This window comes from Chloroflexota bacterium (assembly GCA_016219275.1).
Classification (GTDB): Bacteria; Chloroflexota; Anaerolineae; order UBA4142; family UBA4142; genus JACRBM01.
The window spans coordinates 38,426-52,040 of record JACRBM010000038.1 but is presented as its reverse complement, the minus strand read 5'-3'; the positions used below and the strand labels follow the sequence as shown (position 1 = coordinate 52,040).

The 13,615-nt window shown below is 59.4% G+C and carries 7 protein-coding genes; all 7 read left to right on the top strand.

Annotated features, from left to right (window positions below; genetic code table 11):
- Positions 1-191: 191 nt before the first annotated feature.
- Entirely contained in the window at positions 192-1,247 is a 1,056-nt protein-coding gene (locus HY868_08270; protein ID MBI5302116.1) for an ornithine cyclodeaminase family protein, read from the top strand.
- 2 nt (positions 1,248-1,249) lie between these two features.
- On the top strand, positions 1,250-2,395 hold the full coding sequence (locus tag HY868_08265; GenBank protein MBI5302115.1) for an acyl-CoA dehydrogenase family protein: 1,146 nt from the start codon (positions 1,250-1,252) through the stop codon (positions 2,393-2,395).
- A 32-nt stretch (positions 2,396-2,427) separates the two neighbouring features.
- Positions 2,428-4,008, top strand: coding sequence for an amino acid adenylation domain-containing protein (locus HY868_08260; protein ID MBI5302114.1), 1,581 nt, complete (start codon positions 2,428-2,430; stop codon positions 4,006-4,008).
- Positions 3,989-4,732 carry a hypothetical protein gene (locus tag HY868_08255; GenBank protein ID MBI5302113.1) on the top strand — a complete coding sequence of 248 codons (744 nt, stop codon included), beginning with the start codon at positions 3,989-3,991 and terminating at the stop codon, positions 4,730-4,732. The genes HY868_08260 and HY868_08255 overlap by 20 nt, the downstream gene beginning before the upstream one ends.
- Entirely contained in the window at positions 4,732-5,001 is a 270-nt protein-coding gene (locus HY868_08250) for an acyl carrier protein (protein MBI5302112.1), read from the top strand. The genes HY868_08255 and HY868_08250 overlap by 1 nt, the downstream gene beginning before the upstream one ends.
- A 94-nt stretch (positions 5,002-5,095) precedes the next feature.
- Entirely contained in the window at positions 5,096-10,780 is a 5,685-nt protein-coding gene (locus tag HY868_08245) for an amino acid adenylation domain-containing protein (GenBank protein MBI5302111.1), read from the top strand.
- Positions 10,777-13,545 carry an amino acid adenylation domain-containing protein gene (locus HY868_08240; GenBank protein MBI5302110.1) on the top strand — a complete coding sequence of 923 codons (2,769 nt, stop codon included), beginning with the start codon at positions 10,777-10,779 and terminating at the stop codon, positions 13,543-13,545. Before HY868_08245 ends, HY868_08240 begins: the two co-directional genes overlap by 4 nt.
- Positions 13,546-13,615 lie beyond the last annotated feature (70 nt).

Genomic DNA, 13,615 nt, shown 5'->3' with positions numbered 1-13,615 from the left:
GGATTTCTTTATCTGCTCTATGGCAAAAAAGAATGGCTATTGCCAAAGCAGATACAAAATGAGCAAAAAGTGAGCACTTACCGGACTGGCAAAGCCAAGTCACTCGGTTTATATTTCCCAGGATTGAAAACGCCAAACGGAAAAAACCATGTATTGCGTGGCAAGTAGAAAACGCGAGAGAGAAACACTGAATGGACACATTGATTCTTTCCAAAGACACCGTGCGCCAAATCGTCGCGCGCGTCGGTCTCAACGCGCTGATGGACGAAATGATCCAGCGGCTCACACGCGCGTTCGAACAATACGATCCCGCGACGACCCAGATTCCCGCGCGTTCCGGTTTTCAATACACATCGCCCAATCCCGGCTTGCTCGAATGGATGCCGGTGATGGCGAACGATAAAATCACGATCAAGGTCGTCGGCTATCATCCGACAAACCCGACGCGGCGAAACCTGCCGACGATCATTTCCAACATCAGCGCGTACGACACACACACCGGGCATTGGCTCGCCGTCGCCGACGGTACGCTGTTGACCGCGCTGCGTACCGGCGCGGCATCCGCCATCGCGACACGCGCCCTTGCGTCCGAGCGCAGCAACGTCGTCGGCATCATCGGCGCGGGCGCACAAGCGGTTACGCAACTCCACGCGCTCTCGCGCGTGATGGACATTGAAGGCGTGATCGTGTACGACGTCAATCCGCTCGTCAGCAAAACGTTTCCCGACCGAACTTGCTTTTTGAATTTGGATATCGCGCTCATCGGCAAAGATTCACTCGACTATTTGGTTACCTCCGCCGATGTGCTGTGCACGTGCACCTCCATTGACCCCGGCAAGGGTCCGGTTTTTCGGAACGTGAACGTCAAACCGGGGCTGCACGTCAACGCCATCGGCTCCGATTTCGCCGGTAAAGTCGAAATCCCGCTCGATCTGCTCAAACGGAGTTTTGTCTGCCCCGATTTTACGGAGCAAGCGATGTGCGAAGGCGAATGCCAACAACTCGCGCGCGAGGATATCGGTCCCATGCTGGTGGAAGTGGTGAAGCATCCGGAAAAATACGCGCATCTGCGCGGCAAGACCACCGTGTTCGATTCGACCGGTTGGGCGCTCGAAGATATGGTCGCGCTCGAACTGTTCAGCGATTACGCGCGCGACATGAACGTCGGCACGCGGCTCGAAATCGAAAGCATCTCGTCCGATCCGCGCGACCCGTACCGCGCGGTGCGGAACGGACACGAAGCATAGCGATGGATTTCTCTCTCACCGACGAACAACGCGAACTCCGTCACGCGATCATCGAATTCGCGCAACGCGAACTCGGCGGCGATCTGATCGCGCGCGACAAGCAGGGAATTTTTTCGCGCGAGCATTGGCGCAAGTGCGGCGAGTTTGGCTTGCTCGGATTGAACGCGCCGCGCGAGTACGGCGGGCAAGGCAAAGACGCGCTCTCGACAACGCTCGCGCTCGAAGCGCTGGGGTACGCGTGCCGCGACAACGGCTTGACCTTTGCGATCAGCGCGCAATTGACGAGCATCCTGCCGACGATCACCGGCTTTGCGAGCGCGGCGCAAAAGGAACGGTACGTACCGCGCTTGTGCAAGGGCGAAATGATCGCGTGCTACGGCATGACCGAACCCGCAACCGGTTCCGACGCGTTCGCGCTTGCCACGACGGCGACGAAACGCGAGGACGGCTATTTGTTGAACGGCGAAAAAACCTTCATCACTTTTGCGCCGCTCGCCGATCTCGCGTTGATCTTTGCGACGACGAATCCGCAACGCGGCAACTGGGGCATCAGCATTTTTTTTGTCGAACGCGGCACGCGCGGATTTGAGACGAGCGCGGTGATGGACAAGATGGGTTTGCGCACCGTGCCGATGGGCAAACTCACGCTGAAAGATTGTTTCGTCCCGACGGAAAATCGTTTGGGTCCCGAAGGCGCGGGCGCGAGCATGTTCAACTCGTCGCAAGAGTGGGAACGCGCGTGCATTCTCGCGAGCGAGATCGGCGCGATGGAACGTCAACTCGACGCGTGCATTCGCTTCGCGCGCGCACGGCACGCGTTCGGTCAACCCATCGGAAAATTTCAAGCGATTTCGAATCGCGTCGCGGAAATGAAATTGCGGCTCGAAACCGCGCGCCTGCTGACGTACAAAGCCGCGTGGCTCAAACAAACGAATCAGTCCGCGATGCTCGACGCCGCGCTTGCGAATCTATTCGTCGGCGAAAGTTTCGCGCAATCGTCGCTCGACGCGGCGCGCATTCACGGCGCGCGCGGGTACGTGACCGAATTCGAAATCGAGCGCGATCTGCGCGACGCGTTGGGCGGACCGATTTACGGCGGCACATCGGACATTCAGCGCAACATTATCGCGCGCTTGCTGGGATTGTAAGGCAAATTTCAAATTTGCCTTACGGGATTCAAATGATTTACTTACTCTCGCACATTCTCGACGAATCCGCGCAACGGTATCCCGATCATCCGGCGATGCGTTTCGCCGGACAAACGCTGACGTACGGCGAATGGCATCGCCGGGCGAACGCGCTCGCGCGTGTGCTGGTCGAACAAGGTGTGCGTCGCGGCGACCGCGTCGGGATTTATTTACGCAAGGGCATCGAAACGCCCATCGCGATTTACGGCATCTGGAAAGCCGGCGCGGCATACGTGCCGCTCGATCCGCTTGCGCCGGTCGCGCGTTTGAATTTTGTCGTCAACGATTGCGCGATTCGCCACATCGTTTCACAGGAAAACAAGGTGGATGCGTTGCGCGACATCGCGATGAACAGCCCGCTCGAATGTGTGATCGGCGTCGCGCCGCGCGAGGATGTGCGTGCGCGAGGCGTACCCTGGGACGCGCTCGACGGGCGCGCTGTTCCCGCGCCGGATATTTTGTTGACCGAACAAGATTTGGCGTACGTGATGTACACGTCTGGGTCAACCGGCACACCCAAGGGATTGATGCACACGCACGCGAGCGGCTTGGCGTACGCGCGACTCTCGGCGGATTTGTACGGCGTGACGCATACCGACCGACTCAGCAATCACTCGCCGTTGCATTTCGATATGTCCACGTTCGACTACTTCACGGGTCCACTTTGCGGCGCGACGACCGTCATCATTCCCGAACCGACGACGAAATTTCCGGCGAGCATGTCCAAGTTGATCGAAGACGAACGCCTGACGATTTGGTACTCGGTGACGACCGCGCTCGTGCAACTCGTTTTGCGCGGCGTTCTGCCGAGCCGCGACGTTTCATCCCTGCGCTGGATTCTGTACGGCGGTGAGCCGTTTCCGCCCAAGCATCTGCGCGAGTTGATGCGCCTGATTCCGCGCGCGCGCGTGAGCAACGTGTACGGTCCCGCCGAAGTGAATCAATGCACGTACTATCACGTCCCGCAACTCGCGGACGATTACGCCGAATCCATTCCGATCGGGCGCGTGTGGGACAACTCGGAAGGAATCCTGCTCGACGAAAACGATCAGCCCGCGCGCGCCGGCGACATCGGCGAGTTGGTCGTCCGCACGCCGACGATGATGCGCGGTTATTGGGGGCGTCCCGATTTGAACGCGCGCGCGTTTTATCGGCGGCAAGTGTTCGAGCAGTACGACGACGTTTTCTATCGCACCGGCGATTTGATGCGCGTGGACGCAGATGGCTTGCTTCGTTTTTGCGGACGCAAGGATCGGCAAATCAAAACGCGCGGCTATCGCGTCGAACTCGACGAAGTGGAGAACGCGCTTTCGCTGAACGCGGCGGTCGGCGAGTGCGCGGTGTACGCGGTGCCGGATGGCGAGGGGAGTCAGTGGGTGGAAGCCGCCGTCATTCTAAAAAAAGAGACGCCCATTCCCGATTTGCGAAATGATCTCGCGCAACGCGTCCCGCCCTACGCGGTGCCGCACAAAATTTTGGTGCTGGACGATTTCCCGCGGACGGGCACCGGCAAAATTGATCGCCGCGCGTTGCGCGAACAGGCGATTGAAAACAATGGACACGAAACGACGTAACCGCCATCTCATCCTCGCGCTCATCGCCGCAATCAGCATCGCGACGATTTTTAGCGCGCTCGGTTTTTCGCCGGAGCAGTGGGAAGACGGCTCGGGTCGCAAAGCCGATTGGCTCAATTGGCGTTTGAGTCTCGCGTTCGCGTACACCGCGCTGACGTTCATCGTCGCGACGTTCGCGCTCGGTCCGCTGTACGTTCTGCGCCATCGCGCGCCTCCCGCGAATTATATGTTGCGCCGCGATGTCGGCATCTGGGCGGCGAGCATCGCGTTCGCGCACATCGCGTTCGCCGTAACCGTGCACGCGCCGGGCGGTTGGCGCATTTGGTGGTACTGGATTCAGCATTTGCCCAACGCGCACAATCCCTTTCCGATTCAAGCGAATCTGTTCGGGTTGGCGAATTACATCGCGCTCGCGCAGGCAGGCATTCTCGCGATGCTACTGGTCATTTCGAACAACATCGCCTTGCGACGACTCGGCACGCGGCGCTGGAAGTGGCTTCAACGGACGAGTTATCTCGCGTTCGCGTTCATCGTTACTCATGCTTTGCTTTATCAGACCATCGAGCAACGCGATGCGCTGTTGCGCGCGCCGTTGATTGTCCTTGTCGCGATTGCCGTCGCGATGCAGATCACAGGTTTCATCGCCGTCAAAGCTAGATTATCAATCGCAAATCGCAAATCCAAAATTGAAAATCCAAAATCCCTGGAGCAATCCCCGACATGATGATGACCCAGACTATCTTTCAAATGGACGTAAAAGAATCTTTGCGCCAATTCATCCTCGGCGAGTTGTTGCTGGGACGCGCCATCGAATTGCGCGACGACGACGATCTGTTGCTGAGCGGGCTGGTGGATTCGCTCGGCGCGGTGCGGATGATCGCGTTCATCGAAACGGAATTCAAAACGACGATTCCACCCGAGGATGTCGTGATTGAAAATTTCCAAACGCTCGACGCGATGGCAGAGTATTTGAGCAAGCGAATGGAAACGTAGATGTCGGGGCGACTCGCGTGGTTGCCCAGACTGGGCACGCACAAGATGTGCCCCTACGCAAAACCGCCATCTAATTTTTTTCGGAGCAACTGCCGTGGCATTGCCGATTTCCGATAACACGCTGCGCGAACGTTCGAATCTCACCAACACCCAGTTTCTCATTTGGCTGGGGCAAAAACTCGATCCCGACGCGCCGCTCTACAATATGATTCAGGCGTTCGCGTTCGACGGTGCGATTGACCGCGCCGCGTTTCAACGCGCGTTCCAGGCGTTGATCAATCAGAGCGACGCGCTCCGCACCGTCGTCGTCGAGCTCGACGGCGCGCCGCAGCAACGCGTCTTGCCGCAACTCGATTACGCGGTCGAGTGGATTGATCTTTCGCGCGCGGACGATCCCCCAGCCGCGTTTGCAGAATGGCTCGACGCGCGGCGCGCGCGCGTCTGTGATCTGCGTGCGCGTCTGTTCGAATCGTGCCTTGTCCAACTCGCGCCCGCGCGATTCGTCTGGTATCTCAATCAACATCACCTCATCACCGACGGCTGGTCGTTCGTCGTCGTGTACAAACGAATGGCGGAGTTGTACGCGCGCGCGTTGCAAAACGATCTACGCGATCTGCCCGCGCGTCCGACGTTCCGCGAGTACGCCGATTACGAACGCGCGTTTCGCGCGACGCCGCAATTCGCGCAGGCGGACGCGTACTGGCGCGCGCAAACGCCCGCGTCGCAACCGATCGAATTTTTCAATCGCGTTCCCGCCTCACGCGGCGCGCGCACCGAACGCGTTGCGTTGGATTTGGGTGCGGAACGCTCCGCGCAACTGCGCGCGCTCGCGAACGCGCCGGGGATGCGCCTGTTGAGCCAAGACCTGTCGCTCTACGCGATCTTTGCGACGCTGATGAGTGCGTATCTCCATCGCGTCAGCGGCAATGCGCGCTTGACGATTGGCGTGCCGTTCCACAATCGCGCGACGGCGGCGCACAAGGACACGGTCGGCGTGTTCATCGAAATTTGTCCGCTCACGTTCGAGGTCGCGGACGACGATACGTTTGCATCGCTCCACAAAAAAGTTTCGCGCGAGGTGTTGAACGCGTTGCGATACGCGCAACCCGGCGTGAGTAGCGCGGAGCGCAATCGCGCGTACGAGATTTTGCTCAACTATGTCAACGTCGCGTTTCCCGATTTTGCGGGAATGACGCCACAGGTCGAGTGGATTCATGCCGGTTACGGCGACAGCAATCACAGTTTGCGTTTGCAAGTCCACGATTTCGGCGCGACCGGCAATTTCACATTGCACTTTGATTTGAACGCGAGCGTGTTCGACGAAGCGCAACGCGCGTGGACGATTCAACAATTCTTGCGCGTCGTGGACGCGTTCCTTGCCGACCGCGCGCGCGTGCTCAACGCGATCAGTTTGCAGAGCGACGCCGAACATCAGGCGCTCGTCGTCGCATACAATCGCACCGCGACGCCGTACCCGGCGGAGCAAACCGTCGTCGCGCTGTTCGAGCAACAAGCCGCGCAAAACCCGGACGACATCGCGATCGAGTTTGAAGGCGCGCGCTTGACGTACGCGGAACTGAACGCGCGCGCGAACCAACTCGCGCATCACTTGCGCGGGCGCGGCATTGCGCCAGAGCAACGCGTCGTGATTTACATGGCACATTCCAGCGAGGTCGTCGTCGCGATTCTCGGCGTCCTCAAAGCGGGCGGCGCGTACGTCCCGGTTGATCCGGCGTACCCGCCAGAACGCCTCGCGCTAATTCTCGCCGACACCCGCGCGCCCATGGTGTTGACGCAATCGCATCTCAAGAATCGCGTTCTCGAATTCGATGGAACCGTCTTGTGTTTGGACACCGAGTTTCTCGATCTCCACGCAGCGCGTCCAATCACCAATTCCCAATCACCAATTAATTCCGATTCGCTTGCTTATGTGATTTACACTTCCGGCTCGACCGGCAAACCCAAAGGCGTGATGATCGAACATCGCGCGTTGACGAATTATATTTGGTGGGCAAAAAGGGTGTACACGCAAGGCGAGCGGCTCGCATTTCCACTCTTTTCATCGTTGTCGTTCGATCTCACGGTAACCTCCATTTTCACGCCGTTGATTTCCGGCGGACGCCTCGTCGTCTATCGCGACGATCCCGACGCGCGCGGGACGGCGATTCTAAAAGTGATTGCGGACAACGCGGTGGATATTATCAAACTCACGCCCGCGCACCTCGCACTGATTCGCGATTCTGATCTGCGCGCGTCGCGCGTCCGCGCGCTCATCGTCGGCGGCGAAGATTTCAAAACCGAACTCGCCCGCGCGATCACGCGCGCGTTTGATAAGCCAATCGAAATCTACAACGAGTACGGTCCGACCGAAGCGACCGTCGGTTGCATGATTCATCGCTTCGATGCGGAACGCGACCGCGCGCTGTCCGTGCCGATTGGCAAGCCCGCCGACAACGCGCAAATTTACGTTCTCGATCAACATCTCAATCCCACGCCCACCGGCGTCATCGGCGAAATGTACATCGCAGGCGACGGACTGGCGCGCGGATATTTCGGTCGCGATGACCTGACGGCGGAACGATTCCTCAATTCCCGATTCCCGATTCCCAATTCCCAATTGCGCCTTTACAAAACCGGCGACCTCGCGCGGTGGCTTGCCGGCGGTCAACTCGAATTCCTGGGTCGCGCGGATCATCAAGTCAAAGTTGGCGGCGCGCGTATCGAACTCGGCGAGATCGAAGCGCGCTTGCTCGCGCATTCCGACGTGCGTGAGTGCGTGGTGGATGTGGTCAAACCCGCGCGCGTTACACAAGACGTTTTCTTTTGCGCGCGCTGCGGACTCGCGTCGAATTTTCCCGGCGCGAGTTACGACGCGAACGGCGTGTGCAATTTTTGCCGCGCGTTCGACACGTACAAAGACAAGGCGCAACGATATTTCAAGACGATGGACGATCTGCGCGCCATCGTCGCGCAGATGCGCGCCGCGCGCGCCGGCAAGTACGATTGCATCGCGTTGTTGAGCGGCGGCAAGGACAGCACGTACATGCTGTATCGCCTCGTCGAGCTGGGTCTCACGCCGCTCGTCTTTTCGCTCGACAACGGCTACATCTCCGAATCCGCGAAAGCGAATATCGTGCGCGTCGTGCAGGCGCTCGGCGTGGATCACGTTTTCGGAACCACGCCGCACATGAACGCGATTTTTGCGGACAGTTTGAAGCAGTATGCGAACGTCTGCAACGGTTGTTTCAAAACGATTTACACGCTCGCGGTCAATCTCGCGCGCGAGCAAAACATCCGCTACATCGTGACCGGCTTGTCGCGCGGGCAATTTTTCGAAACGCGCTTGACCGAGGACGTTTTCCTCGCGCCCGATTTCGATCCCGCCGCGCTTGACCAAGCCGTGATCGCGGCGCGCAAGGCGTACCATCGCCGCGACGATGTGATCTCGCACAAACTCGACGTGGATGTCTTTCGCGACGACGCGCTCTTCGACAACATCCAGTTCGTTGATTTTTATCGCTACTGCGACGTGTCGCTTGCCGAGGTGTACGCGTTCTTGACGGAACACGCGCCCTGGATTCGTCCGGCGGACACGGGTCGCTCGACGAATTGTCTCATCAACGAAGTCGGCATTTACCTTCACAAGAAACAGCGCGGCTTTCACAATTACGCGTTGCCGTACAGTTGGGACGTGCGACTGGGACACAAAACGCGCGACGCCGCGCTACAAGAACTCGACGACGACATTGACGCGGCGCGCGTCCAGCGCATCCTGAACGAAATCGGCTACGTCGAACCGGCGCAGGACGCGGAGACGAATCGGCTCGCGGCATATTTCGTTTCGGACAAGCCGCTCACGCCGGCGGAACTGCGCGCGCATCTCGCACAACAGTTGCCTGCCTTTATGCTTCCCGCGCATTTCATTCGACTCGACAAACTGCCGCTGACGCCGAACGGCAAAGTGGATCGTCAGGCATTGCCGCGTCCCGGCGAATCGCGTCCCGAACTGTCGGCGACGTTCGTCGCGCCGCGCACGCCGACCGAAAAATTGCTCGCCGAAATTTGGCGCAAGGTGTTGCGAATCGAACGCGTCGGCATCCACGACAACTTTTTCGAACTCGGCGGCGATTCGATTCTGAACATCCAAACGATCGCGCGCGCGAATCAAGTCGGCTTGAAACTCACGCCGAGTCAATTGTTTCAGCATCAAACGATTGCCGAGTTGGCGAGCGTCGCGGTCGCGCAGACGCGCGCGCGCGCGGAGCAAGGCGTCGTTACCGGCGATGCGCCGCTCACGCCGATTCAACATTGGTTCTTCGAACAGAATTTCGCGGACGCGCATCACTGGAATCAAACTCTGCAACTCGATATCACCAAGCGCACCGATCCCGCGCTGCTCGCGAACGCGTTGCGCCATTTGCTCGCGCATCACGACGCGTTGCGTTCGCGATTCACGCGCGACGAAAACGGCTGGCGGCAAACACTCGAAGCAGGCGCGCTAGGGCTTGGTCCAAGTCCGAATGTCACTGCGAGCGGAGCGAAGCAGTCCCCAAGCAACTTGGAGATTGCTTCGCAAAAACCGCTCGCAATGACAGACGGGCGCGACTTACCCAAAGCCCTAGACGCGCAGCAAGATGTTCTCGATGAAATTGACCTGTCGCATCTGCGTGACTCGGCGCAAGAAACCGAACTCGCACGCGCGGCGGACAAGTTGCAAACGAGTTTGGATTTCGAACGCGGCAGGATGTTGCGCGCGTTGTGGGTCAATCGCGGTGACGCGCATCCGCCGCGCTTGGTGATCGCCGCGCATCATCTCGCGGTGGATGGCGTGGCGTGGTGGGTCTTGCTCAAGGATTTGGAAACCGCGTGCGATCAACTCGAAGAACATCGCGCGGTCGCGTTGCCGCCCAAGACGACGTCGTTCAAGCAGTGGTCGGAAAAATTGAGCGAGTACGCCGGCGCACGCGTCCATCGCAATGCTTGGCTGACGCAAACCCAGGACGCGTCCATCGAAATTCCGTTCGATGCGCGCGGCGACAACGCGCAAGCGCACGCGGCGACAATCTCGATCGCGCTCGACGTGGACGACACGCGGCGATTGATGCGCGAGGTCGCCGCGCGGTTCAACGCGCAGATCAACGATCTGCTCCTCACCGCGCTCGCGCACACCTTGTCCGATTGGACGGGACGCGCCGCGCACACGATCACGCTCGAAGGACACGGACGCGAGGATTTGTTCGCCGAGGTGGACCTATCGCGTACGGTCGGCTGGTTCACCGCGATCTTCCCGGTCAATTTGACCGCGCGCGCCCAGCGCGTCGAGACGCTCAAGCAGATCAAAGAAACTCTGCGCGCGCTGCCGAATCACGGACTCGATTACGGCGTTTTGCGTTATCTCGCAAACGATGCCGCGCTCGCCGTCGCGCCGCACGTATTGTTCAACTATCTGGGACAGTTCGACGCGGTCGCCGCGGATTCAACGCGCTTTCAGTTGGCGGGACCGTTGCAACTCGCGCGCAGTCCGCGCGCGCAAAGACCATACGCGCTCGAAGTCAACGCGCACATCGCGGACGACGCGTTGCGCGTGGACTGGACGTTCGGCGCGCGTCTGCACCAACGCGCGACGATTGAACAACTCGCGCAAAATTATCGCGCGCATTTGTGCGCGTTGATTGATGGCACAGAAAACGCGCGCGCGCTCACGCCCTCTGATTTTCCAGAGGCGCGATTGAACCAAACCCAGTTAGACGAAATTCTCGCTGAGTTTACAGAACCATGACCACCGGAAACATTCAAGCGATTTATCCACTCACGCCCACGCAAGAAGGGATGCTGTTTCACGTCATCCAATCGCCGAACAGCGGCGTCTACGTTCAGCAATTGATTTGCGAACTTGACGGCGAACTGAATCGCGACGCGTTCACGCGCGCGTGGGAGATGATCGCGAATCGGCACGCTGCGTTGCGAACCTTGTTCACGTGGGAGAAACGCGATCAGCCGTTGCAGATCGTACGCGAACGCGTCGAACTGGATTGGCAGATCGAGGATTGGTCGTCGCGCGACCCAGCCGAACAGGACGCGCGGCTAGAGGAAATTTTGCGCGCGGATCGCGCGCAAGGATTTGAATTGACGCGTGCGCCGCTGATGCGTTTGCGTTTAATCCGCACCGCGCCGCACGCGCATCGCTTCGTCTGGAGTTACTCACATCTGATTATGGACGGGTGGTCAACCTACCTCGTCCTGCGCGAGGTGTTGGCATGTTACGACGCGCTTTGTCGCGGCGAAACATTTTCGCGCGAGTCGCCGCGACCGTTTCAAGATTACATTCGTTGGCTCGCGCAACGCGATCACACGCGCGCGGAATCATTTTGGCGCGCCGAACTGCGCGGCTTGGAAGCGCCGACGAAATTGGAAATCGAATCGCGCACAACGGGCGAAGCGGGCTACATTCAAACACGCGTCGCGTTGTCCGCCGAAACGAGCGCGGCGCTGCAAACGTTCGCGCAATCGAATCGCGTGACGTTGAACACGCTGATCCAAGCCGCGTGGGCGATTCTGCTTAATCGTTACAGCGGCGCGGACGAGGTGCTGTTCGGCGTAACGATGGCGGGGCGACCGTTCGATTTGGACGGCGCGGAAAAAATGATCGGCATGTTCATCAACACGCTGCCCTTGCGCGTGGCGGTGGACGCCGCCATGCCGCTCGATGCGTGGCTCGAACAATTGCAAGCGCGCAACGTCGCCCTGCGCGAGTACGAACACACGTCGCTCGCGAAAATTCGCGCATGGAGCGAGATGCAACAGCAGCGCGCGCTGTTCGATACGATTGTCGTTTTTGAAAATTATCCGACCGAAGGTTCGCTCACGCCGCCGACGTGCAACATTCACCTCGGCGCGATTCGACACGCCGAGCAGAGCAACTTTCCGCTCGCGCTGCTCGTCGTGCCGGGCGCGGCGATGCAGTTGTACCTCATCGCGGATCGCGCGCGTTTCGCGCCGGCAATCGTTGACCAACTACTCGCGCATCTGCAAACGATTTTGGCGAATATGCTCGCGCATTCCCAACAACGCGTGGGCGAGGTCGAAATGTTGACGCGCGCGGAACTGGATACGATGCTCGTCGAGTGGAACAACGCGCGATGCGATTACCCGCGCGACGCGTTGATGCACACGCTGATCGAACAACACGCGGCGCAAACGCCGGACGCGCCCGCGGTGTTTTATCGCGACGAATGTTTGACGTACGCCGAACTCGACGCGCGCGCGAATCGTCTCGCGAATTTCTTGCGCGCGCAAGGCGTCGGCGCGAACGTGTGTGTCGGCTTGTGCGTCGAGCGTTCGCTCGAAATGATCGTCGGCATCGTCGGCGTGCTTCAAGCCGGCGGCGCGTACGTCCCGCTCGATCCATCGTACCCGGCGGAACGTCTCGCGTTCATGCTGTCCGACACGCATGCGCCGGTGGTGCTGACGCAACGGCGATGGCGCGACGCGTTGCCGCACACAACCGCGCGCATCGTTTGCCTCGATGCAGACTGGGAATCCATTGCCAACTATCCAACTATCCAACTATCCAACGATGCGACTTCCGATTCACTCGCGTACATCATTTACACGTCCGGCTCGACCGGCAAACCGAAAGGCGTGCCGATCACGCATCGCCATCTCGTTCATTCGACGTTCGCGCGTTTCGCGTTTTATCCGGAAAAAGCGGAACGCTATTTGCTCCTCTCGTCGTTCGCGTTCGATAGTTCGGTCGCCGGAATTTTTTGGGCGTTGGCGCAAGGCGGCGCGTTGTGCCTGCCCGATCAAGACGGCGAGAAGGATGTGAATTACGTCGGCGATCTCATCGCGCGCTGGCGCGTAACGCACACGCTCGCGCTTCCCTCGCTCTACCATCTCGTGCTCGAGTACGCGGAACCCGGCGCGCTCGATTCGTTGCGCGTCGTAATCGTCGCGGGCGAATCCTGTCCTGCCGCGTTGATTCAGAAACATTACGCGCGTTTGCCGCGCGCGACGCTCTACAACGAGTACGGTCCGACCGAAGGCACGGTGTGGGCAACCGCGTGCGCGATTCCGCCGGACGCGACCCAGGTTTCGATTGGGCGTCCGATTCCGAACATGCAAGCGTACATTCTCGACACACATTTGCGCCCCGTTCCCCTCGGCGTTGCCGGCGAGTTGTACATCGGCGGCGATGGTGTTGCGCCCGGATATTGGCATCGCGAAGATTTGACGGCGGAGAAATTTACCATTTACCAATTCCCATTTAGCAATTCCCCAACCCGCCTTTACAAAACCGGCGACCTCGCGCGTTATCGTCCCGACGGCAACATTGATTTCCTGGGTCGCGTGGATCATCAAGTGAAAATTCGCGGTTATCGCATCGAAGTCGAAGAGATCGAAGCGGCGATCAAGCAATACGCCGGCGCGCAAGACGCGGTCGTCATCACGCGCGATGCCGACGACGGTCTGCTTGCGCAACTCGAAGCGCGCGGCAACGCGCGCGCGCGGCAACTGCTCGACGAGATCGAGCAACTTGGTTAATCCGCGAAGCACGCGAATCTTCACGAATTGAACCGCTCAGATGTCATTGGGAGGAGCAAAGCGACGAAGC